The sequence below is a fragment of the Streptomyces sp. NPDC102490 genome, from assembly GCF_044765285.1.
Taxonomy (GTDB): domain Bacteria; phylum Actinomycetota; class Actinomycetes; order Streptomycetales; family Streptomycetaceae; genus Streptomyces.
This window is the reverse complement of the sequence record NZ_JBIWJU010000007.1, coordinates 349,794-375,351: the sequence shown is the minus strand read 5'-3', so window position 1 is coordinate 375,351 and position 25,558 is coordinate 349,794. Positions and strand designations below refer to the sequence as shown.

The following is a 25,558-nucleotide window of genomic DNA, read 5'->3' as shown; positions in this document are numbered from 1 at the left end:
TGGGAGGGCCCGTCCGGCGTTCAGAGGGAGCGGTCGGCTTCTCGGCTCACGGTGCGCTGCGCTGGCCCGGGACGCTTGCCGCGCCTGCCGGCATGGGGGGCGCGGTGCGGCGGGTCTGGAACGGGACCGCGTTCTCCGGGGGGAGGGCGGCCGGCGGGTCGGACGGGGGCAGGGGCCGGGAGGCGCCCGCGGTGTCCGGGTCGGGCTGGCGGTCGCCCTGGGGGCGGCGGGCCCGGTAGGCCGCCCGGTAGGCGGCCGGGGACGAGCCCAGCTGGCGGCGGAAGTGACCGCGCAGGGCGACCGGCGAGCGGAAGCCGCAGCGGCCCGCGACCTCGTCCACCGAGTAGTCCGACGTCTCCAGCAGCCGCTGCGCCTGGAGGACCCGCTGGGTGATCAGCCACTGGAGCGGGGCGCTGCCCGTCAGTGAGCGGAACCGGCGGTCGAAGGTGCGGCGGCTCATGTAGGCGCGCGCGGCCAGCGTCTCCACGTCGAACTGCTCGTGGAGGTGCTCCAGCGCCCAGGCGACGACCTCGGCGAGCGGGTCGGCGCCGATCTCCTCCGGTAAAGACCGGTCGAGGTAGCGCTCCTGGCCGCCGCTGCGGCGCGGCGGGACCACCAGCCGGCGGGCCAGCGCGCCGGCCGCCTCGTTGCCGTGGTCCGTGCGCACGATGTGCAGGCACAGGTCGATCCCGGCCGCGGTGCCCGCGGACGTCAGCACGTCGCCGTCGTCCACGAACAGTTCGCGCGGATCGACGTGCACCGACGGATAGCGCTTGGCCAGCGTCGGCGCGTACATCCAGTGCGTGGTGGCGGGGCGGCCGTCCAGCAGGCCGGCCGCCGCGAGGACGAAGGCGCCCGTGCACAGTCCGACGATGCGGGCCCCCTCCTCGTGCGCCCGGCGCAGCGCGTCGAGCGCTTCCTCCGGCGGCGGCGAGGTGATCGACCGCCAGGCCGGTACGACGACGGTGCCCGCGCGCGAGATCGCCTCCAGCCCCTGCGGTGCGGTGAGTTCCAGGCCCCCTGTGGTCCGCAGCGGGCCCTCCTCGCCGGCGCACACCAGCAAGCGATAGCGCGGCACGCCGGCGTCCTGGCGGTCGATCCCGAACACCGACAGCGGTATGGAACTCTCGAAGATGGGGCCGCCGCTGAACAGCAGCACCGCGACGATCTCCTTGCGGCGTCGCCCGGAAAGCTTCCGGGCCGCGGCTTCCGGCGCGGCAGCGGAGTCGTGGCTCATACTGCTAAGCCCCCCTCGGTGGTCGCGGCACCCTTCACCCTTCGGGTCTGTCGCTCCAACACGTTTCCCCTCGGTCCTGCACGAGTCCCCCGCCTTGGACAGTCAAGATCGAATCTACTGTGTCCCGTCGCGCCGAGGTGGCTGGTTCGGCACTTGGGACATTGTCGACATGGCAACTTGGCGTGAAGCAGTCGATCACGAAGCGTTGCACTCCGGGGCGCCCCTGGGAAGTGCGCCTTGTGTCAGTGGCCAATCCACGTAGGGTGCGGAGGGGTCCCGAGACCCTTTCCGTGCAGGTGGAACGGGGGTTTGGGGGTGCTGAGGGGTGCAGATGCGCCACCTGTGGAAGTTGGCTGAAAAGAAGCGGAACGGTGCGCGGAAACCGGTCAGTCGACCGGTGTGTTTTTCCCCGTGTGCCGACCGCCCCTGCGGGCCCGCGGGCGGGCCGCGACGCGCTCGGAACGCCGCAGCAGCAGCCGGCAGACGCCGGTGACGGCGGCCAGCCCGAAGGCCGTGCCGGCGGCGCCCGCGAACGAGGCGCCGTACCAGAGGAGCGCGACGGGGACGAGAAAGCAACTGAACGCCGCCCAGCGGACGAGATCGGTGACGCCGTCCCGGTCGGACGGCCGGTCGGACGGCCCGGACGTCGGGTCGGCGGTGCGGTGCGGTCCTGACACGGGTGCTCCCTGGGGTGGCGGCATCGGGATCAACGTCCGCGCGGTGCGTCGGTCACGTCCGGTCACGGACGGTCACGGACAGTTGAATCCCGTGCAAAGCGCCTGTACAGGGCAGCAACCATTGCGTTACGGGCGCCCTCTCGGGCATGCTCCGGTGAATCCCGCGGGGACCCCCTGCGAGATCTGGGCGAAGGAGGCGTGGCGCCGTACCCTTGGGGGTATGGGGTTGGGAAGACCATTCCCGGACACAGCTCCGCCGCACACTGTTGTCCCCCATAGAGGATAAAAACGCCGAGACAGCCATGGCCGGTCACGAATTCTTCGAACCCGCGGACCGCAAGCGGCCCGTCGCCGAACCTACGGCGGCCGAGCCCCTGGCGGCCGACGAGCCACGCCAGTCGTGCGACCCAGCCTTCCAGCACGGCGTCGTCGTCGGCTTCGACGGCTCCACCTCGAGCGAGCGCGCTCTCGCCTACGCCATCGGCATGGCTTCCAGGCTGGGTTCCGGCCTGGTCATCGTGCATGTCGCCAACCGGCTGCCCACCACGGTGTGGGCCGGCTGCGAACCCCCGGTCTTCGTCGACGTGCCCGACCACCGCACCGAGGTGCTCGGCCTGGAGCTGGCGTGCGCGGACTACCTCGCCGAAGTGCCCTGGGTCCTCGTCGAGCGCGGCGGCGACATCTGCCACGAACTCGAAGAGGTGGGGCGGGAGTACGAGGCGGACGCCATCGTCGTCGGCTCCAGTCACGGCCTGGTCGGCCGGATCTTCGGCTCCGTCGCCGGCCGGCTCGCCAAGCGGGCGAAGCGGCCCGTGGTGGTCATCCCCTGACGGACCGGACGAAGCCGGGAGACCCGACGGCCCCCGCCCGTGTCACCACGGGCGGGGGCCGTTCCGGCAGGAGGCGGGCGCCTACTCCACCGTCACCGACTTGGCGAGGTTGCGGGGCTTGTCGATGTCCCGCCCCAGGGCCAGGGCCGTGTGGTACGCGAGGAGCTGGAGCGGGATGCCCATGAGGATCGGGTCCAGCTCGTCCTCGTTCTTCGGGACGAGGATCGTGTGGTCGGCCTTCTCCTGCTCCTGGTGGGCGACGGCGAGGATCTGGCCGCTGCGGGCCTTGATCTCCTCCATCGCCGCGCGGTTCTTCTCCAGCAGGTCGTCGTCCGGCACGATCGCGACCGTCGGCAGGGCGGGCTCGATCAGGGCGAGCGGGCCGTGCTTCAGCTCGGAGGCCGGGTACGCCTCGGCGTGGATGTAGGAGACCTCCTTGAGCTTCAGGGAGGCCTCGCGGGCCACCGGGTAGCCCCGCACGCGGCCGATGAAGAGCATCGAGCGGGCGTCGGCGTACTGCGCGGCCAGCTTCTTGATGTCCTCCTCCTGCTCCAGCATCTCGGAGATCTGCGCGGGCAGCTTGCGCAGGCCCTCGATGATCCGCTTGCCGTCGCGCACGGACAGGTCGCGGGTGCGGCCCAGGTGCAGGGCGAGCAGCGCGAAGGCGACGCAGGTGTTGGTGAAGCACTTGGTGGAGACGACGCAGACCTCCGGGCCGGCGTGCACGTACATGCCGCCGTCGGCCTCTCGGGCGATCGCCGAACCGACCACGTTGACGATGCCGAGGACCCGGGCGCCCTTGCGCTTCAGCTCCTGCACCGCGGCCAGCACGTCGTACGTCTCACCGGACTGGGAGACGGCGATGTACAGGGTGTCGGGGTCGACGACCGCGTTGCGGTAGCGGAACTCGGAGGCCGGCTCGGCGTCCGCGGGGATGCGGGCCAGCTCCTCGATCATCTGGGCGCCGATCTGGCCCGCGTGGTACGAGGTGCCGCAGCCGAGGATCTTCACGCGGCGCACGGCGCGCGCGTCGCGGGCGTCCAGGTTGAGGCCGCCGAGGTGCACGGTGGAGAAGCGGTCGTCGATCCGGCCGCGCAGCACGCGGTCCACGGCCTCGGCCTGCTCGTGGATCTCCTTGTGCATGTAGGTGTCGTGGCCGCCCATGTCGTAGGAGGCGGCCTCCCACTCCACGGTGGTCGGCTCGGACGTCGTCCGGGTGCCCTCGGTGGTGTAGGTGCGGAAGTCGTCGGCCTTGAGGGTGGCCATCTCGCCGTCGTCGAGCGTGACTATCTGCCGGGTGTGGGTGACCAGCGCGGCGATGTCGGAGGCGACGAACATCTCCTTCTCGCCGATGCCGAGGACGACCGGCGAGCCGTTGCGGGCCACGACGATGCGCTCGGGGAAGTCGGCGTGCATCACGGCGATGCCGTACGTGCCCTCGATGACCCGCAGGGTCTCGCGGACCTTGTCCTCCAGCTTCTCGGCCTCGGAGCGGGCGATGAGGTGGACGAGGACCTCGGTGTCGGTCTCGGAGAGGAACTCGACGCCGTCCGCCTCCAGCTTGCGGCGCAGGTCGGCGGCGTTGTCGATGATGCCGTTGTGGACGACGGCGACCTTGTTGTCGGCCGACATGTGCGGGTGGGCGTTCACGTCGGAGGGGGCGCCGTGGGTGGCCCAGCGGGTGTGGGCGATGCCGGTGGTGCCCTTGAAGCGCGCCGGGACCTTGGCCTCCAGGTCGCGCACCCGGCCCTTGGCCTTGACCATCCTGAGGCCGGCCGCCTTCGGGGAGGTCACGACGATGCCCGCCGAGTCGTACCCGCGGTACTCCAGGCGCTGGAGGCCCTCCAGGAGCAGGGGCGCGACGTCACGCTTGCCGATGTATCCGACGATTCCGCACATGTATCCGTAAACCTCGTGTCTCTCTTCGGCCTCTCGGCCGTAGCCGGCTTCTCAGCCGTAGACGATGCGGCGCAGCTGACGGAGCGACAGCTCCGGGGGCGCGACCGCCCGGTATTTCAGTTCCGCCTCGATCCGCTCGAAGATCGTCGCGTTCACCAGGCCCTGGGCCTGGAGCTCGCGGTGGCGGCGACGGACGTACTCCTCGGTCGTCTCGTCGAAGTAGGCGAGCACGTCCTGGACCACGCGCAGTGCCTCGCCCCGGCTCAGGGGGGTGGACCGCGTCAGATGATCAACGAGTTCGTCGTGCACCCGGTAGATCCTGGGGTAAGAGAGACGTCCGCGCAAGAATCCTGCCCGATATCGGGCAGGAGTGGGGGAAGCTGTGGGGCGCGGTGACTACATGCGCTTCAGCACCGCCTGCTTCGCCAGGGTGAACTCCTCGTCCGTCAGCACCCCGGAGCGGTGCAGCTCGCCCAGCTCCCGCAGCCTGCGCAGCAGGGCGTCGTGGTCGTCCTCGGCGGCCGGTGCCGGTGCGGGTGCGGGGGTCTCCTCGGCCGCGCGGGCCTCCTCCAGGGCCGCGCGGGCGGCCGGGTGCGGCAGGCGGGCCTGTACGGCCGCGGCCACCAGGGCCATCAGCGGGTCCTTCCTGAAGCCCCACAGCTCCACGGCGTTGGGGTCGTACTTCGGCGGCACCTTGCTCGGCGCCGCCCGCACGGTGAACCGGAGGTGGCCGTTCTCCAGGCCGACCGTCGGCTGCCACTCCACGGCGACGATGTCGGCGAGGGGCAGGGTGCGCGGTCCGGCGGCCGACTTGGCGTCCTCCGCCTGCCACTTCCACTCCAGCCGCACCCGCTCCCCGTCGAAGCTCGCGACCCCGTCCCCGGCCGACACCGACAGCGGCACCGAGGGCCCCGGCAGCAGATAGGCGTCCACCGGGCCGGACGGGACCTGGTCGAGGAGCAGGGCGTTGCGCACCTCGTCCACGACGTACTCGGCCACCCCGTACCGGTCGGGCTCCACCAGGAGCTGGTACGGGTCGTGCGGCTCGGTCAGCCGGCCGCCCGTCGCGTGCAGCAGGGGGTCGGCGCCGTCCCGCAGCCGCAGCCTGAGCCGCCCCGACTTCTTCCCCTGCTCGAACGATATGCCCGCCAACGCGTCCAGCGGTACGAGCAGTTCACCCAGTTCCCTGCGGAGCAGACTGACGTTCTTGTCCCGCCCGGGTGTCAGCCGCAGGGCGTCGCCGTCGAAGACCCACGTTCCGTCCTTCTGGATGATTTCCGCCATGCGGGGATTGTTTCACCGCCCCCGTGGGCGGTGATGGTGCGGGAGAGTGGTCTGCACCCGTCCCAACCCCCGTCTCGGAACGCCTGATTGCACGGCTCGCGAAGGGAGCGCACGTGAGACCTCATCGACGGCACCACAGAACGACTCCCCGCATCACCCGGCTGCTGGGATCGCTGCTGCTGGTGGCGGCGGTCGGCGCCATGACCACCGGCGCCGCCCCGGACCCGAAGGCGGCCGCGGAACCGACCCCGCTGGACCGGGTGATCCCGGCCCCCGCCTCGGTCGACCCCGGCGGCGCCCCGTACCGCATCACCCCCGGCACCCGCATCCGCGTCGACGACTCGCGCGAGGCCCGCCGCGTCGGCGACTACCTCGCGGACCTCCTGCGGCCCTCCACCGGTTACCGACTCCCCGTCACCTCCCACGGCCACGGCGGCATACGGCTGCGCCTGGCGGAGGGCCCGTACGGCGACGAGGGCTACCGCCTCGACAGCAAGCGCTCGGGCCTCACCATCACCGCCCGCAAGGCCGCCGGGCTCTTCCACGGCGTCCAGACCCTGCGTCAGCTGCTGCCCGCTGCCGTCGAGAAGGACACCGCGCAGCCCGGCCCCTGGCTGGTCGCGGGCGGCACCGTCGAGGACACCCCGCGCTACGCCTGGCGCGGCGCCATGCTCGACGTCTCCCGGCACTTCTTCAGCGTCGACGAGGTCAAGCGCTACATCGACCGCGTCGCCCTCTACAAGTACAACAAGCTCCATCTGCACCTCAGCGACGACCAGGGCTGGCGCATCGCCATCGACTCCTGGCCGCGCCTGGCCACCTACGGCGGCTCCACCGAGGTCGGCGGCGGCCCCGGGGGCTACTACACCAAGGCGGACTACCAGGAGATCCTCCGCTACGCGGCCTCCCGGCACCTGGAGGTCGTGCCCGAGATCGACATGCCCGGCCACACCAACGCCGCCCTCGCCTCCTACGCCGAGCTGAACTGCGACGGCGTGGCACCCCCGCTCTACACCGGCACCAAGGTCGGCTTCAGCAGCCTGTGCGTGGGCAAGGACGTCACCTACGACTTCGTGGACGACGTCCTGGGCGAACTCGCCGCGCTCACCCCCGGCCGCTACCTGCACATCGGCGGCGACGAGGCGCACTCCACGCCGAAGGCCGACTTCGTGACGTTCATGAAGCGGGTGCAGCCGATCGTCGCCAAGTACGGCAAGACGGTCGTCGGCTGGCACCAGCTGGCCGCCGCCGAACCGGCCGAGGGCGCGCTCCTCCAGTACTGGGGCCTGGACCGCACCAGCGGTGCGGAGAAGGCCGAGGTCGCCGAGGCCGCGCGGAACGGCACCGGGCTGATCCTCTCCCCGGCCGACCGGACGTACCTGGACATGAAGTACACCAAGGACACCCCGCTGGGCCTGTCCTGGGCGGGCTACGTGGAGGTGCAGCGGTCCTACGACTGGGACCCGGCGGCCTATCTGCCGGGCGCCCCGGCCGAGGCGGTCCGCGGGGTCGAGGCCCCGCTGTGGACGGAGACCCTGTCCGACCCGGACCAGCTGGACTTCATGGCCTTCCCGAGGCTGCCGGGCGTCGCCGAGCTGGGCTGGTCCCCGGCGTCGACGCACGACTGGGAGACCTACAAGGTGCGGCTCGCCGAGCAGGCACCGCGCTGGGAGGCGATGGGGATCGACTACTACCGCTCGCCGCAGGTGCCCTGGACCTGACCCGGACGGCACGACGGGCACCGCGGAGGACCGTCTCCGGGGTGCCCGTCCGTCCGTGCGGGCCCTGGCCGCCCGCGTCTACCGGCCCGCTATCGGGTTCTTCAGGGTCCCGATCAGCTGGAGCGCGCCGGACGGGTCCGCGAGGTCCACCATCTGCCGGTTGTCGCGCAGCTGGAGCCGGTTGAGGCAGGACAGCGCGAACTCGGGCGCGAACATGTTGTACCGCTCGAACTTGCCGGCCAGCTCCGGCACCGACTCCTGGTACTCCCGGGTGACCTCCGCGACCGTCCGCCAGAACGCGTCCTCCTCCAGGAACCCCTCGTCCGCGAGGTTCGCGGCGAGGAAGCGGAAGAAGCAGTCGAAGACGTCCGTGAAGATCGACAGGAGCTTCTTGTCCTCCGGCACGTCCACCGCGATGCGGGAGACCTCCGGCGGCAGCACCGCGTCCGGGTCCATCACCGCGATCTCCTCGGCGATGTCCTTGTAGATCGCCCGCCGCACCACCCCGTCCGCCAGGACCAGGATGACGTTCTCGCCGTGCGGCATGTACACCAGGTCGTAGGCGTAGAAGCTGTGCAGCAGCGGCACGTAGTAGGCGCGCAGGTAGTGCCGCAGCCACTCGGTGGGCGCGAGCCCGGACCGCTCGATCAGCGCGCCCGCGAAGGAGGCGCCCTCGTGGTCCACGTGGACCAGGGAGGCCATGGTGGCGAGCGTCTCGCCGTCCTGGAGGGACGGCACCGGGCTCTCCCGCCACAGCGCCGCCAGCATCTTGCGGTACGGCGAGTAGCGGTCGGTGGCCTGCTCGTACTCCAGGTGCCGGTAGCCGACGGCCGCCCGCTCCCGGATGATGCTCAGCCCCGTCGCCTTCAGCACCGGGTCGCCCTCGATCAGCCGGGCGAGCCAGTCGTTGATGGCCGGGGTGGCCTCCATGTACGCCGCCGACAGACCGCGCATGAAGCCCATGTTGAGGACGGACAGGGCCGTCTTCACATAGTGCTTCTCGGGGTGCGAGGCGTTGAAGAAGGTGCGGATGGACTGCTGGGCCAGGTACTCGTCGTCGCCCTCGCCGAGGCAGACCAGGTGCCCGCGGGCGACCTCGGCGGCGAAGGTGACGGTGAGCTTGTTCCACCACTGCCAGGGGTGGACCGGGATGAGCAGGTAGTCGGCCGGGTCCAGGCCGCGCTCGCGCAGCACGCCGTGGAAGCGGTCGACGGTGGCCGCGCCCAGCTCGTCCCGGACGAAGGACTCGTACTCGATGCCCACGCCCGCCGTGAACGCCGCCCGCGAGCGGTGCGCGGCCAGCCACACCAGCCGGACCGGGCTCGCGGTCTCGGGCGCGTACGACAGGTACTCGTGGATGCCGAAGCCGAGTCGGCCGTTGTTGGCGACGAAGCAGGGGTGGCCCTCGGTCATGCCGGTCTCGACGGCCTGGAAGTCGCTCCGGGCCAGCTCGGCGGAGGTGAGCCGCGGCTTGGTCAGCTTGTAGCAGGTCCCGGAGAGGGTGGAGGAGATCTCCTCCAGGTAGACCGGGAGGATCTCGTCGCTCAGGCCCAGGGTCTGCTTCAGCTCGATGAAGAAGTCCAGGGCGGCGAGGGGCAGTTCGGCGCCGTCGCGGTGGCGGGTGACGGAGTCGGCGTCCACCTGCCAGTGGTCCAGGGCGCGGACGGTGGCGGTGAAGCGGTAGACGGTCTGGCCGTCGTCGCTGCGGACGGCGTATGCCCCCTCCCCGTCGGGCTCGGGGGCCAGCAGCCGCTCGTGGGTGAACTCGGCCAGTGCCTTGCGGACCAGGAGGCGGTTGGCCCGCTCCCAGTGGTCGGGGGTCAGGTGGGCGACGGCGTCGGCGAGGCTCATGCGGACACCGCCTTCTCGAACTGCTCGCGGGTGCAGAAGCTCAGCAACGCCTTCTTCTCCGGCTTCTGGATCTCGCGCTCGGGCACGAATCCGACGGCTGCGTTCAGGGCGTGGACGGCGGTGTTGGCGACGTCCGGCTCGACGACGACCCGCCGGGTCGCCGGGTCGGCGAACAGCTCGGCCATGACGGTGGTGATCACGGCCCGGGTGAAGCCGTGCACGGGCCGGTCGGTCGGCGCGACCAGGAAGTGCATGCCGACGTCGCCCGGCTCCGGCTCGTACAGCCCGACCAGCTCGCGGTGGGCGGGGTCGTAGCGCTCCATCAGGAAGGCCGGGACCCCGTCGTGCAGACCGAGGTGGGCCTGCTGGTGCTCGTCGGCGGCCACCTCCATGTAGGCCCGCTCCACGTCCACCAGTGTGGCGTCCTGCATCATCCAGAACGCGGACTTGGGGTGGGTGAGCCAGTCGTGCAGCAGGACGGCGTCCTTCAGCGGGTCGACGGGGCGCAGGGTCAGCGCCCCGACGGCGGTGCTGGTGGTGCTGGTGGTGCTGGTGGTGCTCATGCGGCTCATACTGCGAACTCCTGGAACGCGATCGTCTTCTCGACCGGGTAGTACTCGCGGCCGAGCAGCTCCCGGACGATGCAGCTGTTGCGGTAGGCGCCCATGCCCAGGTCGGGGCTGGTGACGCTGTGCGCGTGGACCCCCGCGTTCTGCAGGAACACGCCGCCTCCGGTGACGTCCACGGCGTAGTTGCGGCCGATGTCGAAGTTGCCCCGGGAGTCGTAGCGCAGCCGGTCGCGCACGGGCTTGAGGAACTCCGGCTCGGCGTACCGGTAGCCGGTGGCGAGGATCAGGCCCTCGGTCTCGATCTCGAAGTCCTCGCCCTGCTCCTCCTGGCGGAAGCCGAGCGTGTAGGTGCCGTCCGCGTACCGGGCCTCGGTCAGCGCCGAGTTGGTGAGCAGGCGGGTGGGGACAGGGCCGGCGAGCTTCTTCTGGTAGAGCAGGTCGAAGATCTCGTTGATCAGGTCGCCGTCGATGCCCTTGAAGAGGCCCTTCTGCTCGGCCGTGAGGCGGTAGCGGGTGTCCTCGGGCAGCGCGTGGTAGTAGTCCACGTACTCCGGGGACGTCATCTCCAGCGTCAGCTTGGTGTATTCGAGGGGGAAGAAGCGCGGGGAGCGGGTCACCCAGTTGAGCTGGTAGCCGTGGACGTCGATCTCGCCCAGCAGGTCCTGGTAGATCTCCGCGGCGGACTGGCCGCTGCCGACCAGCGTGATCGACTTCTTCTTCACCAGCTCCGCCCGCCGCTGGACGTACCGGGAGTTGTGGAGGAAGTCGCCGGCCAGGCCCCGGCAGGCGTCCGGGATGTGCGGCGGGGTGCCGGTGCCGAGGACCAGGCGGCGGGCGCGGTAGGTGTCGCCGGAGGTGGTGGCGACGGCGTACAGCTCCTCGCTCTCGTCGTAGGTCACCTCGGTGACCGTCGTCGAGAAGCGGACGCTGCTGAGTCTGTGCGCGGCCCAGCGGCAGTAGTCGTCGTACTCGACGCGCAGGGGGTAGAAGTTCTCCCGGATGTAGAACGAGTACAGCCGGCCCTTCTCCTTCAGGTAGTTGAGGAAGGAGTACGGCGAGGTCGGGTCGGCGAGGGTGACCAGGTCCGACATGAACGGGGTCTGGAGGTGCGCGCCGTCCAGGAACATCCCGGCGTGCCACTCGAAGTCCGGCTTGGACTCCAGGAAGACGCCGTTCAGCTCGGCGATGGGCTCGGTGAGGCAGGCCAGGCCGAGGTTGAAGGGGCCGAGGCCGATCCCCACGAAGTCGTACGGGGCGCTGGCTTCAGGAAGCGCGGTCAAGGGAGTCTCCCAGGTACTGCTCGGCGTGGCCGGCGATCAGGTCGAGGACGGCGGCGATGTCGGCCGTGGTCGTCTCGGGGTTGAGCAGGGTGAACTTCAGGTAGTGGCGACCGGCCACCTTGGTGCCCGCGACCACGGCGTCGCCGGAGGCGAACAGGGCCTTGCGGGCGTACAGGTTGGCGCGGTCGATCTCGGCGGGGTCGGTAACGGCCGCCGGGATGCAGCGGAAGACCAGGGTGGACAGCGACGGCTGGACCACGACGTCGAAGCGCGGGTCGGCGGCGAGCAGTTTCCAGCCCTCGGCGGCCAGGTCGCAGACCTCGTCGAAAAGTTCGCCGATGCCGTCGGCGCCCATCACGCGCAGCGTCATCCACAGCTTGAGCGCGTCGAAGCGGCGGGTGGTCTGGAGGGACTTGTCCACCTGGTTGGGGATACGTTCCTGCACCATGCGGCGCGGGTTGAGGTACTCCGCGTGGTAGGTGGCGTGGCGCAGGGTGGCCGCGTCGCGGACCAGCACGGCGGACGAACTCACCGGCTGGAAGAAGGACTTGTGGTAGTCCACGGTGACCGAGTCGGCCCGCTCGATGCCGTCGATGCGGTGCCGGTACTTCAGGGAGGCGAGCAGCCCGCAGCCGTAGGCCGCGTCCACGTGCATCCACACGCCGTACTGCTCGCACAGTTCGGCGATCTCCGGCAGCGGGTCGATGGAGCCGAAGTCGGTGGTGCCGCCGGTGGCGACGACGGCCATGGGGACCAGGCCGTCCTCGGCGCAGCGCTCCAGCTCGCGGGCGAGGGCGACGGTCTGCATGCGCTGGTCGTGGTCGACGGGGACCGACACGACCGCGTCGGGGCCGAGGCCGAGCAGTTTCGCCGACTTCTTCACGCTGAAGTGGCTGGCCTCGGAGGCGAAGATCCGCAGGTCGGCGAAGGACTCGGCCTTCGCCTCCTCGCGGGCGAGCAGCAGCGCCTGGAGGTTGGACTGGGTGCCGCCGGAGGTGAATACGCCGTCGGCCGCCGGGCCGAGGCCGATGCGGGCGCAGGTCCAGTCGATCAGCTTGCGCTCGATGAGTGTGCCGCCCGCCGACTGGTCCCAGGTGTCCAGGGAGGAGTTGACGGCGGACAGGACCGCCTCGCCGAGCACCGCCGGTATGACGACCGGGCAGTTGAGGTGGGCGAGGTAGCGGGGGTGGTGGAAGTAGACGGCGTCGCGCAGGTAGACGTCCTCCAGCTCGTCGAGGACCGCGGCCGTGTCGTGCAGCGGCCGGTCCAGGTCGATCCCGTCGATGCGGGGGGCGAGGGCGTCGACCGTGACACCGGTGAACGGCCGGTCCGTGGTGGCGATTCTGGCGGCCACCCGCTCGACTCCTTCGGTCACGGAGCGGCGGTACTGCTCCGCGGTGGCGTCGTTGAGCAGGTGCGAGCGCATGTGGGGGTCCTCCGGTGGGGACGGTCCGAGAGGGGCGGAAGAGGGCGGAGAGCCCTCGCTTCGACTTAGGTTAGCCTAACCTAAGTTGAGTCGATCAAACGCGTACCTGTGGGTGACCGCTGTCACTGCGGCCTCACGGGGCCGGGGCGTCAGCCCTGCTCGCGGAGTTGTTCCTCCGTCAGGCCGCGGCGCCAGTAGCCGACGAAGGTGACGCGCCGGCGGTCGATGCCGCGCTCGCCCACGAAGTGCCGCCGCAGCTCCTTGACGCACCCCGACTCGCCCGCGATCCAGACGTAGGGGCGCTCGGCGGACGGCAGCCGGGCGGCCCTGAGGGTGGCGAGGGCCGTTCCGGGCCCGCCGCCGGTGTCCCTGGCCAGCCAGGTGACCTCGGCGTCCGCGGCCGTCCTGAGGTGCTGCGCGTCCTCGGCGTGCGGCACCTCCAGCCACACCCGGGCACGGGTGCCGGCCGGCAGTGCCTCCACGATCGCGCAGGCGGCCGGTACGGCGGTCTCGTCGCCCCAGATCACCACCAGGTCGGTGTCCCCGGGCGGCCGGAAGCGGATCGCCCGGTTGTCGGCGACCGCCGGGCCGAGCAGCAGCACGCGGTCACCGGAGGCGGCGCCGGCGGCCCAGCGGGCGGCGGGACCGGCTTCGGGTCCCGACCCCGGTGCGACGCCGTGCAGGACGAAGTCGACGTCGATCTCGGCGGTGTGCCCGTACGTGTCCCGGCGCAGCGCCCGCAGCGTGTACGAGCGCATCACCGCCCGCGCGTCGTCCGGCAGTTCGCGCCAGCCCTGCCACCAGCCCTCGCCCAGCTCGACCGGGACCGCGGGCTCCGCCTGCCCCGGGTGCGGCAGGAACAGCGACAGCGACTGGTCCAGGCCGTCGGAGCGGAAGGCGTGCAGGTCGGGCCCCGCGAAGGTGACCCGGGCCAGGGACGGGCCGAGCCGCCGCGTCCGTACGACCTGGAGGGAGAAGAAACGGAACGGGGCGGCAACGGCCGTCGTCATGAGGGGCTCCGGAGAAGGGGGGTGGGTCAGCCGACCTTCTTGGCGTTCTCGATCGCCTCGGCCAGGTTGTCCAGCAGGGGCGTGCACTTGTCGTAGGACAGGATCGGCTCGGGGGAGCGGGCGATGACCTGGCCGGCCTTGACCGCGGGGAGCTTCTTCCAGGTGCCCTCGGTGATGTCGGCGGGCTGGATGGTCGAGGCGCGGTCGTCCATGATGATGACGTCGGCCGGGTACTTGTCGACGTTCTCCCAGCTCAGGGACTCGAACCAGCCGCCGGTCGCCTTCTTGGCCGCCTCGGAGGGCTCGACGAAGTTCACGCCGAGGGCCTTGAAGTACTCCAGGTCCACCGAGAGGTTGGTGCCGGAGACGTAGAACAGGTCGGGGCTCGCGGAGCCGGCCAGCACCCGGATCTCGGGCTTGGCCTTGGCGGCGGCGCGCAGCCGGGCGGCGGCCTTGTCGAAGGCGGCCTTGGCGTCGGTGACCTTCTTGGCCTTCATGTCGGCGCCGAGCGACCCGGCCAGCTCCCACATGCGCTGGAGCGGCTGGGTGAGCTGACGGTCGAAGACGGAGATCGCCACGCTCGGGGCGAGCTTGGCGATCTTGTCCTTCGACTCCTCCGGGACGGACCACAGGGTGCCCGCGGTGTCGAACGTCGTGGTGATGAGCACGTCGGGGGCGAGGGAGGCGTACTTCTCGACGTTGAGCTTGCCCCACTCGTTGCCGAGCACGGTGACCTTGTCCACGTCCAGGTCGCCGGCCTGCACGTCGGGCTTGCCGTCCTTGGTGGTGGTCGGGCCGAAGACGCCCTTGACCTGGACGCCGTAGTCGAAGAGGGCGGCGGCGACGCCGGTGAAGGCGACGATGTTCGCCGGCACCTTGTCCAGCTTCACGGTCGTGCCGCGGTCGTCCTTGAAGGACCAGGGGCCGGACGTGGCGGCGCCCTCGCTGGTCCCGCCGCTGTCCTTGTCGCCGTCCCCGCAGGCCGCGAGCACGGCGCCGAGGCCGAGGGCGCCGCCGGCGGCGAGGATTCCGCGGCGGGTCGGGTGGGTGGCGCTGGCGTGGGACATGGTGGTGGCTGCCTTCGAACGGTGCGGAGCGTCGTGCCCCGCGGGACAATTCGAAGGTAGGTTAGCCTAACCTCAGATCTTGTCCAGGGGCGGGGCCCCCGCGCTGCCCCGCCCCCGGCCGTCCGGGGCTCAGCTCACCAGCCCCAACTCCCGTGCGATCAGCATCCGCTGGACCTCGCTGGTGCCCTCGCCGATCTCCAGGATCTTCGCGTCCCGCCACATGCGGGCCACCGGGTACTCGTTCATGAAGCCGTAGCCGCCGTGGATCTGGGTGGCGTCCCGGGCGTTGTCCACCGCGACCGTCGACGAGTACAGCTTCGCCAGCGCCGCCTCCTTCTTGAACGGCTCGCCCGCCACCAGGCGCGAGGCCGCGTCCCGCCAGGCGAGGCGGGCCGTGTGGGCCTTCATCTCCATGTCGGCGATCTTGAACTGGATGGCCTGGTTGGCGCCGATGGGCTTGCCGAAGGCGTGACGTTCCTTCGCGTAGGCGACCGACTCGTCCACACAGCCCTGCGCGAGCCCCGTGCCCAGCGCCGCGATGGCGACCCGGCCCTCGTCCAGGATGCGCAGGAACTGCGCGTAGCCGCGCCCCCGTTCGCCCAGCAGGTTCGCCGCCGGGACCCGGACGTCGGCGAAGGACAGCTCACGGGTGTCCGAGGCGTTCCAGCCGACCTTCGAGTACGGGGCGGCCACCGTGAAGCCCGGGGTGCCCGAGGGGACGATGATCGACGAGATCAGGGGCCGTCCGTCCGGCTTGCGGCCGGTGACCGCCGTGACCGTCACCAGACCCGTGATGTCCGTACCGGAGTTGGTGATGAAGCACTTAGTGCCGTTGATCACCCACTCGTCGGTGTCCTCGTCCAGGCGGGCCGTCGTACGGGTGGCGCCCGCGTCGCTGCCGCCGTCCGGCTCGGTGAGGCCGAAGGCGCCCAGGATCTCGCCCGAGCACAGCCGGGGCAGCCACTGGCGCTTCTGCTCCTCGGTGCCGAACAGGTGCAGCGGCATCGCGCCCAGCGAGACGCCCGCCTCCAGCGTGATCGCCACCGACGAGTCGACCCGGGCCAGCTCCTCCAGGGCCACGCCGAGGGCGAAGTAGTCGCCGCCCATGCCGCCGTACTCCTCCGGGAACGGCAGCCCGAACAGGCCCATGCGGCCCATCTCGCGGACGATCTCGTAGGGGAACTCGTGCCGCTCGTAGAAGTCGCCGATCTTCGGCGCCACCACGTCGTGCGCGAACGCCTCGACCGTGCGGCGCAGTTCTTCCAGTTCGGGGGAGAGCTTGTGGTCCATGGTGTTCACGACTCCTGGTGGGAGAGGGCTCGAACGGTGCGGGACGGGCTCGGTCGGCCCAGGTGCGCGGCCATCCAGACGCTGGTGGCGACCAGACGGCCGAGGTCGACTCCGGTGTCGATGCCGAGGCCCCGCAGCATCCACACGAGGTCCTCGGTGGCGAGATTGCCGGTGGCGGACTTGGCGAAGGGACAGCCGCCGAGACCGCCGGCGGAGGCGTCGACCGTGGTGACGCCCTGCTGGAGCGCGGCCAGCGTGTTGGCCAGGGCCTGGCCGTAGGTGTCGTGGAAGTGCACGCCCAGCGCGGAGACCGGCACGCCCGCCCCGGCCAGCGCGGTGAGCAGGGCCGTCACATGGCCCGGGGTCGCCACGCCGATGGTGTCGCCCAGGCTCAGCTCGTCGCAGCCCATCTCCAGCAGGGCCCGGCAGACCTTCACCACCTGGGGGACCGGGACCGGGCCCTCCCAAGGGTCGCCGAAGCACATGGAGAGATAGCCGCGGACGTGGACGCCGCCCGCCCTCGCCCGGGCCACCACCGGCTCGAACATGGCCAGCGCCTCGTCCACCGTGCGGTTGAGGTTGGCCTTGGCGAAGGACTCCGTGGCGCTGGCGAAGACCGCGACGCGGCGCGCGCCGAGCGCGAGGGCCCGCTCCAGGCCGCGTTCGTTCGGCACCAGCACCGGCAGTTCGACGGGCAGGTCCGCCACCGCCGGGAACAGCTCCTCCGCGTCCGCCAGCTGGGGGACCCATTTGGGGTGGACGAAGCTCGTCGCCTCGATGGTGGTCAGGCCGGTGCCGGCCAGGCGCCGGATGAACTCCGCCTTGACGGCCGTCGGCACGGTCGCCTTCTCGTTCTGGAGTCCGTCGCGCGCGCCGACCTCGTGGACGCGGACGCGGGCGGGCAGCCCTTCGGCCGGTACGGCCATCGGCAGGCCCAGTTCCGGGGCGTTCATGCCGTCTCCTCCTTCGCGTCCGCCGGGTCGTCGACGGGCGCGATGACCGCGAGCACCTGGTCCATGGCGACGGTCGTGCCCGGCGCCACGTCCAGCTCGGCGACGGTGCCCGCGTGCGGCGCGGAGACGACGTGCTCCATCTTCATCGCCTCCACCACCAGCAGGCTCTGCCCGGCGCTCACCTCGTCGCCGACGGCGACCTTCACCACCGTCACCGTGCCCGGCATCGGCGCGGTCAGCGAGTCGGCGCCCGCGTGGGCGGCCCGGTCGAGGGACGCGGCGACCGGGTCGTGGTCGCGCACCTGCCAGGCGTCGCCGTCGCGGCCCAGCCAGTCGGCGGCGCGGTGGAAGGTGTGCCGGACGCCGTCCAGGGTGACGGCGACCCGGTCCTCGGTGACGGTGTGGGTGCCGCGCGGGGTGTGCGTGACGGGTTCGAGTCCCGGCGCGCGCAGCGGGAAGGAGACCGGCTTCGGCTCGCCGCCGGTGCGCCAGCCGCTGGGCACCGAGAACGGGTCCGTCCAGCCGTCGCCGCCGGGGCGCAGCGCCTCCAGCCGTACGGCCGCCGCCGCCTCGTACACCTCCTCCGGTACGCCGGTGGCGACCAGGCCGTCGACCTCGCGCTCCACCAGACCCGTGTCCAGCTCGCCCGCCACCACCGCCGGGTGCGCCAGCAGCCGCCGCAGGAAACCGGCGTTGGTCTGCACGCCCAGGGTGACCGTCGAGGCGAGGGCCGCCCGGAGCCTGCGCAGCGCGGTCTCCCGGTCGGGGCCGTAGGCGATCACCTTGGACAGCATCGGGTCGTACAGGCTGCCGACCTCGGTGCCCTCGCTGAGCCCCGAGTCGGTGCGCACGCCGTCGCCCTCCGGCTCGCGCAGCCGCAGCACCGTGCCGCCGGAGGGCAGGAAGCCGCGCGCCGGGTCCTCCGCGCACAGCCGGGCCTCGACGGCGTGCCCGGTCAGCCGTACGTCCTGCTGCGCGAACCCGAGCCGCTCACCGGCCGCCACCCGCAGCTGCCACTCCACCAGGTCCAGGCCGGTCACCAGCTCGGTCACCGGGTGCTCGACCTGGAGACGGGTGTTCATCTCCATGAAGTAGTACTGGGAGGGGTCGCCGCCGGGGACGATGAACTCCACCGTGCCCGCGCCCCGGTAGCCGCAGGAGCGGGCCGCCTGCACGGCCGCCTCGCCCATCGCCGCCCGTGTCGCCTCGTCCAGCAGGACGCTCGGCGCCTCCTCGATCACCTTCTGGTGCCGGCGCTGGAGCGAGCACTCGCGCTCGCCCAGGTGCACCACGTTGCCGTGGCCGTCGGCCAGCACCTGGATCTCGATGTGCCGGGGCCGGTCGATCCACCGCTCCACCAGCAGCGTGTCGTCACCGAAGGAGGCGCGGGCCTCGCGGCGGGCAGCGGCGATCTCGTCGGCCAGCACGGCCGCGTCCCGCACCAGCCGCATGCCCTTGCCGCCACCGCCCGCCGACGGCTTGAGCAGCACCGGGGTGCCGATCTCGCGGGCGGCGTCGGCGAGCTGCGCGTCGGTGAGCCCGCTGCCGCTGGAGCCGGGGACGACCGGCACCCCGGCCGCCCGCACCGTCTCCTTGGCCCGGATCTTGTCGCCCATCAGGGCGATGGCGTCGGCCGACGGCCCGATGAAGACCAGCCCCGCCGCCTCGCAGGCCCGCGCGAAACCCGCGTTCTCCGCGAGGAAGCCGTACCCCGGGTGGACCGCCTGCGCCCCCGTGCGGGCCGCCGCCTCCAGCAGCCGCTCGACGGACAGATAGCTCTCGGTCGCCGGTGCCGGGCCGATCCGTACCGCCTCGTCGGCCTCCCGCACGTGCCGCGCGTCCGCGTCGGCGTCGGAGAAGACCGCCACCGAGCGCACGCCCATCGCGCGCAGGGTCCGCACGACGCGGACGGCGATCTCGCCCCGGTTGGCGACGAGCACGGTGTCGAACATGCGCGGCGTCCCGTCGCCCGGTGTCCCGTTCGTGTTCTGCATGGGTCCCCTCCTCACATCCGGAAGACGCCGAACTGGGGCTCGCCCAGCGGCGCGTTGGCACACGCGGTCAGGGCCAGGCCCAGCACCTGCCGGGTGTCGGCGGGCTCGATCACGCCGTCGTCCCACAGGCGGGCGGTCGCGTAGTAGGCGTTGCCCTGCCGCTCGTACTGGGCGCGGACCGGCGCCTTGAAGGACTCCTCCTCCTCGGCCGGCCACTCCTCCCCGCGCGCCTCCAGCTGGTCCCGCTTGACCGTGGCCAGCACGGAGGCGGCCTGCTCGCCGCCCATCACGGAGATCTTGGCGTTGGGCCACATCCACAGGAAGCGCGGCGAATAGGCCCGCCCGCACATCGAGTAGTTCCCCGCGCCGTACGACCCGCCGACGACCACCGTCAGTTTCGGCACCCGCGTGCACGCCACCGCCGTCACCATCTTGGCGCCGTGCTTGGCGATGCCACCGGCCTCGTAGTCCCGGCCCACCATGAACCCGGAGATGTTCTGGAGGAACACCAGCGGGATGCCGCGCTGGTCGCACAGCTCGATGAAGTGGGCGCCCTTCTGGGCCGACTCGGAGAACAGGATGCCGTTGTTGGCGACGATCCCCACCGGGTGGCCGTGGATGCGGGCGAAGCCGGTGACCAGGGTCTGCCCGTACTCCGACTTGAACTCGGCGAACCGGGAGCCGTCCACCACGCGCGCGATGACCTCGCGCACGTCGTAGGGGGTGCGCGAGTCGACCGGCACCACGCCGTACAGCCCCTGCGGGTCCACCTTCGGCTCGACCGCGGGCCGAACACCCCAGGGGAGCGCGCCGCGTTCCGGCAGGGTGGCGACGATCTGCCGCACGATGCGCAGGGCGTGCGGGTCGTCCTCCGCGAGGTGGTCGGTCACGCCGGACACCCGCGCGTGGACCTCGCCGCCGCCCAGCTCCTCCGCCGTGACCACCTCACCGGTGGCCGCCTTCACCAGCGGCGGGCCGCCCAGGAAGATCGTGCCCTGGTCGCGGACGATCACGGCCTCGTCGCTCATCGCCGGGACGTACGCGCCGCCCGCCGTGCAGGAGCCGAGGACCGCGGCGATCTGCGGGATGCCGGCGCCGGACATCCGGGCCTGGTTGTAGAAGATCCGCCCGAAGTGCTCGCGGTCGGGGAAGACCTCGTCCTGCATCGGCAGGAAGGCACCCCCCGAGTCCACCAGGTACAGGCACGGCAGCCGGTTCTCCAGCGCCACCTCCTGCGCCCGCAGGTGCTTCTTCACGGTCATCGGGTAGTACGTGCCGCCCTTGACGGTGGCGTCGTTGGCGACGATCACGCACTCCCGGCCGCTGACCCGGCCGATGCCGGCGATGACGCCGGCGGCCGGGGCCGCTCCGTCGTAGAGCCCGTCGGCCGCGAGCGGCGCCAGCTCCAGGAACGGCGAGCCCGGGTCGAGCAGCGTGTCCACGCGGTCGCGCGGCAGCAGCTTGCCCCGCGCGGTGTGCCGGGCCCGCGCCCGCTCGCCGCCGCCCAGCCGGGCCGCCACGAGCTTGGCGCGCAGTTCCTGAACGAGGGCGGCGTGCGCCTCCTCGTTGGCCCGAAATGCCTCCGACGCGGGATCGGCCGTCGTCGTCAGCTCCGGTGCCTCGTGCATCCTGCGGTCCCCTCACCCGATGGTCGATCGGTCGATCGGTTAATGAGCGTTAACGCATTTCCCTCAGGTTAACGACCGCTAACCGCCCTGTCTAGAATTGGTCCCATGGCCACCAGAACCGACGCCCCCACCCGCCGCGAGCAGATCCTCAAGGAGGCCGCCCGGCTCTTCGCCGAGCGCGGCTTCCACGGGGTGGGCGTCGACGAGATAGGCGCCGCGGTCGGCATCAGCGGTCCCGGCCTGTACCGGCACTTCCCCGGCAAGGACGCGATGCTCGCCGAGCTGCTGGTGGGGATCAGCGACTCGCTGCTGACCGGGGCGAAGCGCCGGCTGGCGGAGGCGGACGGGGCGGCCGGCTCCGAGGCGGTCCTCGACTCGCTGATCGAGGGGCACATCGACTTCGCGCTCGACGACCGCCCGCTCATCACCCTGCACGACCGCGAGCTGGACCGCCTCCGGGACGCCGACCGCAAGATGGTGCGCCAGTTGCAGCGGCAGTACGTCGAGCTGTGGGTCGGGGTGCTCCGGGAGGTCTACCCGGCGGTCCCCGAGCCCGCCGCCCGCTCCGCCGTCCACTCCGTCTTCGGCCTCCTGAACTCCACCCCCCACCTGGGTCGCGCCGGCTCCCTCCCGGGCCGCGCGGTGACGGCGTCCCTGCTGCACCGGATGGCCCGGGGGGCGTTCGCGGCGGTGGGCGAGGCGCAGGGGGTCCCGCCGGCGGCGGGGGAGTGACGAGGGTTACCCGCGCCCCGGTCTGGACGCTCCTCCCTACTCACCGGTACCGTGAAGTCTGAGCAAGCGCTTAGATTTCGTACCCTGGAGGTGGCGCGGTGCGCCGTACGGTGTTCAACGAGGACCACGAGGCGTTCCGGGAGACCCTCCGCGCCTTCATCGAGGCCGAGGTCGTCCCCGTCTACGACGACTGGTTCGCCGCGGGCCAGGCGCCGCGCGAGTTCTACTACAAGCTCGGCGAGCTGGGCATCTTCGGCATCAACGTGCCCGAGGAGTTCGGCGGCGCCGGCATGGACAGCCACAAGTTCGAGGCCGTCCTCTACGAGGAGACCGCCCGCGCGGGCGTCCAGTTCGGCGGCTCCGGCGTCCACGTGCTGCTCGCCCTGCCCTACATCAACATGCTGGCCACCGACGAGCAGAAGAAGCGCTACCTGCCGAAGTTCGTCACCGGCGAGGAGATGTGGGCCATCGCGATGACGGAGCCCGGCACCGGCTCCGACCTCGCGGGCATGAAGTCCACCGCCAAGCTCTCCGAGGACGGCACCCACTACGTCCTCAACGGCGCCAAGACCTTCATCACCGGCGGCGTCCACGCCGACCGGGTCATCGTCTGCGCCCGCACCGCCGCCCCCACGGCCGAGGACCGCCGCCACGGCATCTCCCTGTTCGCCGTGGACACCAAGTCCGAGGGCTACTCGGTGGGCCGCAAGCTGGACAAGCTGGGCCTGCGCACCTCCGACACCGCCGAGCTGGCCTTCGTCGACGTCAAGGTCCCCGTCGAGGACCTGCTCGGCGAGGAGAACAAGGGCTTCTCCTACCTCGGCCACAACCTGGCCTCCGAGCGCTGGGGCATCGCCTTCGGCGCCTACGCCCAGGCCAAGGCCGCCGTCCGGTTCGCCAAGCAGTACGTGCAGGACCGCACCGTCTTCGGCAAGCCGGTCGCCCACTTCCAGAACACCAAGTTCGAGCTGGCCGCCTGCCAGGCCGAGGTGGACGCCGCCGAGGCCGTCGTCGACCGCGCCACCGAGGCCCTGGACGCCGGTGAGCTGACCCCCGCCGAGGCCGCCAGCGCCAAGCTGTTCTGCACCGAGGTCGCCCACCGCGTCATCGACCGCTGCCTCCAGCTGCACGGCGGCTACGGCTACATGAACGAGTACCCGATCGCCCGCCTGTACGCGGACAACCGCGTCAACCGCATCTACGGCGGCACCAGCGAGATCATGAAGTCGATCATCGCGAAGAACATGGGCCTGTAGACCCCAGGACATGAGCGAAGCACTCCAGTCCCTCCTCGACCTGCTCGACCTCGAGCGGATCGAGGAGGACATCTACCGCGGTAGCTCCCGGTCCGCCGTCGTCCCCCGGGTCTTCGGCGGCCAGGTGGCGGCCCAGGCCATGGTCGCCGCCGGCCGCACGGTCCCCGCGGACCGGCACGCGCACTCCCTGCACGCGTACTTCCTGCGCCCCGGCGACCCCGGCGCCCCCATCGTCTACAACGTGGACCGCCTGCGCGACGGCCGTTCCTTCACCACCCGCCGCGTCGTCGCCGTCCAGCACGGCAAGCCGATCTTCACGCTGTCGGCGTCCTTCCAGACGTACGAGGAGGGGCTCGACCACCAGGCCCCGATGCCGCCCGCACCGGACCCGGCGACCCTCCCCACCGGCGAGGAGCGGCTGCGGAGCTACCCGCACCTGCCCGTCGAGACCGTCGAGCGCTTCCTGGAGGCGCGCGCGGCCGTCGACCTGCGCTACGTCGACGACCCGCCCTTCGGCGACTTCGGCACCCCGCGCGAACCGCACTCCCAGGTGTGGTTCCGCACCAACGGCAAACTCGCGGACGACCCGCTGCTGCACGTCGTCCTCGCCACCTACGTCTCCGACATGACCCTGCTCGACTCGGTCCTGCTCGCGCACGGCCGCGGCGGCTGGGCCGTCGGCGACGTCGTCGGGGCCTCCCTGGACCACGCCATGTGGTTCCACCGGCCCTTCCGCGCCGACGAATGGCTTCTGTACGACCAGCAGTCGCCGTCCGCGTCCGGCGGCCGGGGCCTCGGCCAGGCCCGCATCCACACCCAGGACGGGCAGCTCGCCGTATCGGTCGTCCAGGAAGGCGTGGTCCGCGTCCCTCGGGAACACTGAGGGGCATGGCGGACACCGGGGACACGGCAGCGGCGGACCGGAACGGCGACAGCACCTTCACGGTGCTCGTCGCCGCCTTCGCCAATCTGGGCATCGCCGTCGCCAAGGCGGTGGCCGGTGTGATCAGCGGCTCCAGCGCCATGCTGTCCGAGGCCGCGCACTCGGTCGCCGACACCGTCACCGAGGTACTGCTGCTGACCTCGCTCAAACGCAGCGTCCGCCCCGCCGACGAGGACCACCCCCTCGGCCACGGCCCCGAGCGCTACATCTGGGCCCTGCTCGCCGCCGTCGCCACCTTCGTCGGCGGCGCCGTCTTCTCCCTCTACGACGGCATCCACACGCTCACCCACGGCGAGGACCTCGGCGACCCGCTGGTGTCGTACCTCGTCCTGGCCGTGGCCTTCCTCCTGGAGGGCTACTCGCTGCGCACCGGCCTGCGGCAGGTCCGCGGCGAGGCCGACCGCCACCGGGTGACCTTCGGCCGCTATCTGCGCCGCACCCCCGACACCGCCGTCAAGGCCGTCGTCATGGAGGACTCCGCCGCCCTGGCCGGCCTGCTGCTGGCCGCGGGCGGGCTGCTCGGCGGACAGCTCACCGGCTCCGGCGTCTGGGACGGCGCCGCCTCGCTGTGCATCGGCGCCCTGCTGCTGTACGTCGCCTGGGTGCTGGGCCGCTCCAACGCCGAGTTCCTCGTCGGCCGCCCGCTGCCGCGCACCGTCCGGGACCGGATCAGGGCGGAGCTGGTGGCCGTCGAGCACATCGAGGCCGTACTGGAGCTGACCACCCTCGTGCAGGGGCCGCGGGAGGCGCTGGTCGCCGCCAAGGTCGATTTCCGGGACGTGTCGACGGCGGCGCAGATCGAGTGGGCCTGCGAGCGGGCCGAGCAGCGGCTGCGGGAGGAGTTCCCGATGGTGCGCCGGGTCTACCTGGACCCGACGCCGGGCTTCGCGCAGCGCCGCTCGGAGGGGCTGAACCCCTGGCCGTAGGGGCCCGGGGCGCGGGCTACTCCCGCCCGGCCAGCCCGGCCTCGGTGAGCAGGTACGCCGTCATCGGGTCGTAGTGGCGCGGGCTGACCACGTGGTCGTCCAGCGGCACCGCCACCTGGAGGGTGCCCTCGGACTCGGCGAGGAAGAGGGCCGGGTCGTTGCAGTCCGCGTAGCCGACCGAGTCCACGCCGTGCTGGGCCGCGTACCCGGCCCAGCCGTGGTCGGCGACCACCAGGTCGGGCAGCGGACGGCCCGCGCGCTCCAGACCGGTCAGGATCGCCTTCATCGGCTCCCCCGAGTGGGTGTGCCACAGCGAGGCCCCGTGCTCCAGCACCGAGACGTCCGCGAACTGCTGGACGTACCCCTCCTCCGTGGTCAGCCCCTCCGGGATCACCACGATCTCGCAGCCCGCGGCCCGCAGCGCGGCGGCCGTGGCGCGGTGCACGTCGAGCAGCCCGCCGGGGTGACCGGTCGCGAACAGCACCCGCTGCCCGCCGTCGGCCGCCTTGCGCAGCCGCCCCGCCATCCGCTCCAGGGCGGAGATCGTCAGCTCCGGGTCGATGGTGTCCTGGCCGTACCGGTGCTCGGGGTCGTCGTTGACGCCGACCCGCTCCGCCATCACCGCGAGCACGTCCTGCTCGTCGTTCCAGCGGTCGCCCAGCTCCAGACCGAGCCAGAAGCCCCGGTCGCCGTTGGCCAGTTTCCGGTAGTGGGAGAGGTTGTTCTCGCGGGGCGTGGCGACGTCGCCCGCGATACGCGTCCTGACGAGGTGCTCGGCGAGTTCGGCGCGGCTGGGTGTCCCGAGTATCGGCATGGCTCCATTGTGAGGCAGCCCCGGTCCGGACAGCAGCCGGTCCCGGCGGGCTAGCCGATTCCACCAGTCCCCGGCGCGGGTATGGACGGAATGTACATGTCGCGGCGGCAATTGGGCCATCTAGTCTGCGACGACCGGCTGCCCCGCTCACCAGTACAGTCGGACGGCAGC

General features: G+C 71.7%; 22 protein-coding genes. 6 read left to right on the top strand and 16 right to left on the bottom strand.

Annotated elements, in window-relative coordinates; all coding sequences use genetic code 11:
- Positions 1-46 precede the first annotated feature (46 nt).
- Together ACIRGB_RS18540 and ACIRGB_RS18535 are read right to left on the bottom strand one after the other, a co-directional pair.
- Positions 47-1,237, bottom strand: coding sequence for a helix-turn-helix domain-containing protein (locus tag ACIRGB_RS18540; RefSeq protein ID WP_403865684.1), 1,191 nt, complete (start codon positions 1,235-1,237; stop codon positions 47-49).
- Positions 1,238-1,623: 386 nt separating this feature from the next.
- Positions 1,624-1,914 (bottom strand): hypothetical protein, encoded by a 291-nt coding sequence (locus tag ACIRGB_RS18535; RefSeq protein ID WP_403865681.1) that lies wholly within the window; start codon positions 1,912-1,914, stop codon positions 1,624-1,626.
- A 302-nt stretch (positions 1,915-2,216) separates the two neighbouring features.
- On the opposite strand from ACIRGB_RS18535, the gene ACIRGB_RS18530 reads away from it, so the two are divergent.
- The gene (locus tag ACIRGB_RS18530; protein WP_403865678.1) at positions 2,217-2,744 is read left to right on the top strand and encodes a universal stress protein; all 528 of its coding nucleotides are present in this window, start codon (positions 2,217-2,219) and stop codon (positions 2,742-2,744) included.
- An 81-nt stretch (positions 2,745-2,825) separates the two neighbouring features.
- Here ACIRGB_RS18530 and glmS read toward each other — a convergent pair whose 3' ends face one another.
- The 3 genes from glmS to ACIRGB_RS18515 form a co-directional block, all read right to left on the bottom strand.
- Entirely contained in the window at positions 2,826-4,643 is a 1,818-nt protein-coding gene (glmS, locus tag ACIRGB_RS18525; RefSeq protein ID WP_403865675.1) for a glutamine--fructose-6-phosphate transaminase (isomerizing), read from the bottom strand.
- Between the two features lie 51 nt (positions 4,644-4,694).
- Positions 4,695-4,952: a hypothetical protein gene (locus tag ACIRGB_RS18520; protein ID WP_003976012.1), complete on the bottom strand. Its 258-nt coding sequence runs from the start codon at positions 4,950-4,952 to the stop codon at positions 4,695-4,697.
- 87 nt (positions 4,953-5,039) lie between these two features.
- The gene (locus ACIRGB_RS18515) at positions 5,040-5,927 is read right to left on the bottom strand and encodes a DUF4429 domain-containing protein (protein WP_403865672.1); all 888 of its coding nucleotides are present in this window, start codon (positions 5,925-5,927) and stop codon (positions 5,040-5,042) included.
- A gap of 113 nt (positions 5,928-6,040) precedes the next feature.
- On the opposite strand from ACIRGB_RS18515, the gene ACIRGB_RS18510 reads away from it, so the two are divergent.
- Positions 6,041-7,648 (top strand): beta-N-acetylhexosaminidase, encoded by a 1,608-nt coding sequence (locus ACIRGB_RS18510; protein WP_403865668.1) that lies wholly within the window; start codon positions 6,041-6,043, stop codon positions 7,646-7,648.
- 78 nt (positions 7,649-7,726) lie between these two features.
- On the opposite strand, the gene desD is transcribed toward ACIRGB_RS18510, so the two are convergent.
- The 10 genes from desD to ACIRGB_RS18460 form a co-directional block, all read right to left on the bottom strand.
- Positions 7,727-9,499 (bottom strand): desferrioxamine E synthetase DesD, encoded by a 1,773-nt coding sequence (gene desD, locus ACIRGB_RS18505; protein ID WP_403865665.1) that lies wholly within the window; start codon positions 9,497-9,499, stop codon positions 7,727-7,729.
- Entirely contained in the window at positions 9,496-10,071 is a 576-nt protein-coding gene (locus ACIRGB_RS18500) for a GNAT family N-acetyltransferase (RefSeq protein ID WP_403865662.1), read from the bottom strand. Before ACIRGB_RS18500 ends, desD begins: the two co-directional genes overlap by 4 nt.
- The gene (locus tag ACIRGB_RS18495) at positions 10,068-11,348 is read right to left on the bottom strand and encodes a lysine N(6)-hydroxylase/L-ornithine N(5)-oxygenase family protein (protein WP_403865660.1); all 1,281 of its coding nucleotides are present in this window, start codon (positions 11,346-11,348) and stop codon (positions 10,068-10,070) included. The genes ACIRGB_RS18500 and ACIRGB_RS18495 overlap by 4 nt, the downstream gene beginning before the upstream one ends.
- Positions 11,332-12,774, bottom strand: a complete 1,443-nt coding sequence (gene desA / locus ACIRGB_RS18490; protein ID WP_403865657.1) for a lysine decarboxylase DesA — start codon at positions 12,772-12,774, stop codon at positions 11,332-11,334. Before desA ends, ACIRGB_RS18495 begins: the two co-directional genes overlap by 17 nt.
- Before the next feature lie 149 nt (positions 12,775-12,923).
- Complete coding sequence (locus ACIRGB_RS18485) at positions 12,924-13,784, bottom strand: siderophore-interacting protein (RefSeq protein ID WP_403865654.1); 861 nt, start codon at positions 13,782-13,784, stop codon at positions 12,924-12,926.
- Positions 13,785-13,810: 26 nt separating this feature from the next.
- Positions 13,811-14,851 carry a siderophore-binding protein DesE gene (gene desE, locus ACIRGB_RS18480; RefSeq protein WP_403865651.1) on the bottom strand — a complete coding sequence of 347 codons (1,041 nt, stop codon included), beginning with the start codon at positions 14,849-14,851 and terminating at the stop codon, positions 13,811-13,813.
- A gap of 129 nt (positions 14,852-14,980) precedes the next feature.
- Positions 14,981-16,141 carry an acyl-CoA dehydrogenase family protein gene (locus tag ACIRGB_RS18475; protein WP_403866055.1) on the bottom strand — a complete coding sequence of 387 codons (1,161 nt, stop codon included), beginning with the start codon at positions 16,139-16,141 and terminating at the stop codon, positions 14,981-14,983.
- A 5-nt stretch (positions 16,142-16,146) separates the two neighbouring features.
- Positions 16,147-17,094: a hydroxymethylglutaryl-CoA lyase gene (locus ACIRGB_RS18470; protein WP_403865648.1), complete on the bottom strand. Its 948-nt coding sequence runs from the start codon at positions 17,092-17,094 to the stop codon at positions 16,147-16,149.
- A complete protein-coding gene (locus ACIRGB_RS18465) occupies positions 17,091-19,046 on the bottom strand; it encodes an acetyl-CoA carboxylase biotin carboxylase subunit (protein ID WP_403866052.1) in 1,956 nt (651 codons plus the stop codon). The genes ACIRGB_RS18470 and ACIRGB_RS18465 overlap by 4 nt, the downstream gene beginning before the upstream one ends.
- A gap of 53 nt (positions 19,047-19,099) precedes the next feature.
- Positions 19,100-20,716 carry a carboxyl transferase domain-containing protein gene (locus ACIRGB_RS18460; RefSeq protein WP_403865645.1) on the bottom strand — a complete coding sequence of 539 codons (1,617 nt, stop codon included), beginning with the start codon at positions 20,714-20,716 and terminating at the stop codon, positions 19,100-19,102.
- Positions 20,717-20,821: 105 nt separating this feature from the next.
- Here ACIRGB_RS18460 and ACIRGB_RS18455 point away from each other — a divergent pair, with 105 nt between their 5' ends.
- The 4 genes from ACIRGB_RS18455 (at position 20,822) to ACIRGB_RS18440 (ending at position 24,573) form a co-directional block, all read left to right on the top strand.
- The gene (locus tag ACIRGB_RS18455; RefSeq protein WP_403865642.1) at positions 20,822-21,448 is read left to right on the top strand and encodes a TetR/AcrR family transcriptional regulator; all 627 of its coding nucleotides are present in this window, start codon (positions 20,822-20,824) and stop codon (positions 21,446-21,448) included.
- Between the two features lie 98 nt (positions 21,449-21,546).
- Positions 21,547-22,704 carry an acyl-CoA dehydrogenase family protein gene (locus tag ACIRGB_RS18450; RefSeq protein ID WP_403865639.1) on the top strand — a complete coding sequence of 386 codons (1,158 nt, stop codon included), beginning with the start codon at positions 21,547-21,549 and terminating at the stop codon, positions 22,702-22,704.
- A 10-nt stretch (positions 22,705-22,714) separates the two neighbouring features.
- A complete protein-coding gene (locus ACIRGB_RS18445) occupies positions 22,715-23,587 on the top strand; it encodes an acyl-CoA thioesterase (protein ID WP_403865636.1) in 873 nt (290 codons plus the stop codon).
- 5 nt (positions 23,588-23,592) lie between these two features.
- Entirely contained in the window at positions 23,593-24,573 is a 981-nt protein-coding gene (locus ACIRGB_RS18440; protein WP_403865633.1) for a cation diffusion facilitator family transporter, read from the top strand.
- A gap of 16 nt (positions 24,574-24,589) precedes the next feature.
- Here ACIRGB_RS18440 and ACIRGB_RS18435 read toward each other — a convergent pair whose 3' ends face one another.
- Entirely contained in the window at positions 24,590-25,387 is a 798-nt protein-coding gene (locus tag ACIRGB_RS18435; protein WP_403865630.1) for a phosphatase, read from the bottom strand.
- Positions 25,388-25,558: the final 171 nt, after the last annotated feature.

Excerpts from the sequence above, each read along its gene's own strand:
- ACIRGB_RS18540 (WP_403865684.1), bottom strand. The coding sequence starts at position 1,237 with ATGAGCCACGACTCCGCTGCCGCGCCGGAAGCCGCGGCCCGGAAGCTT.
- ACIRGB_RS18530 (WP_403865678.1), top strand. The coding sequence starts at position 2,217 with ATGGCCGGTCACGAATTCTTCGAACCCGCGGACCGCAAGCGGCCCGTC.
- glmS (WP_403865675.1), bottom strand. The coding sequence starts at position 4,643 with ATGTGCGGAATCGTCGGATACATCGGCAAGCGTGACGTCGCGCCCCTG.
- ACIRGB_RS18515 (WP_403865672.1), bottom strand. The coding sequence starts at position 5,927 with ATGGCGGAAATCATCCAGAAGGACGGAACGTGGGTCTTCGACGGCGAC.
- desD (WP_403865665.1), bottom strand. The coding sequence starts at position 9,499 with ATGAGCCTCGCCGACGCCGTCGCCCACCTGACCCCCGACCACTGGGAG.
- ACIRGB_RS18500 (WP_403865662.1), bottom strand. The coding sequence starts at position 10,071 with ATGAGCCGCATGAGCACCACCAGCACCACCAGCACCACCAGCACCGCC.
- desA (WP_403865657.1), bottom strand. The coding sequence starts at position 12,774 with ATGCGCTCGCACCTGCTCAACGACGCCACCGCGGAGCAGTACCGCCGC.
- ACIRGB_RS18485 (WP_403865654.1), bottom strand. The coding sequence starts at position 13,784 with ATGACGACGGCCGTTGCCGCCCCGTTCCGTTTCTTCTCCCTCCAGGTC.
- desE (WP_403865651.1), bottom strand. The coding sequence starts at position 14,851 with ATGTCCCACGCCAGCGCCACCCACCCGACCCGCCGCGGAATCCTCGCC.
- ACIRGB_RS18475 (WP_403866055.1), bottom strand. The coding sequence starts at position 16,141 with ATGGACCACAAGCTCTCCCCCGAACTGGAAGAACTGCGCCGCACGGTC.
- ACIRGB_RS18470 (WP_403865648.1), bottom strand. The coding sequence starts at position 17,094 with ATGAACGCCCCGGAACTGGGCCTGCCGATGGCCGTACCGGCCGAAGGG.
- ACIRGB_RS18465 (WP_403866052.1), bottom strand. The coding sequence starts at position 19,046 with ATGTTCGACACCGTGCTCGTCGCCAACCGGGGCGAGATCGCCGTCCGC.
- ACIRGB_RS18460 (WP_403865645.1), bottom strand. The coding sequence starts at position 20,716 with ATGCACGAGGCACCGGAGCTGACGACGACGGCCGATCCCGCGTCGGAG.
- ACIRGB_RS18455 (WP_403865642.1), top strand. The coding sequence starts at position 20,822 with ATGGCCACCAGAACCGACGCCCCCACCCGCCGCGAGCAGATCCTCAAG.
- ACIRGB_RS18445 (WP_403865636.1), top strand. The coding sequence starts at position 22,715 with ATGAGCGAAGCACTCCAGTCCCTCCTCGACCTGCTCGACCTCGAGCGG.
- ACIRGB_RS18440 (WP_403865633.1), top strand. The coding sequence starts at position 23,593 with ATGGCGGACACCGGGGACACGGCAGCGGCGGACCGGAACGGCGACAGC.
- ACIRGB_RS18435 (WP_403865630.1), bottom strand. The coding sequence starts at position 25,387 with ATGCCGATACTCGGGACACCCAGCCGCGCCGAACTCGCCGAGCACCTC.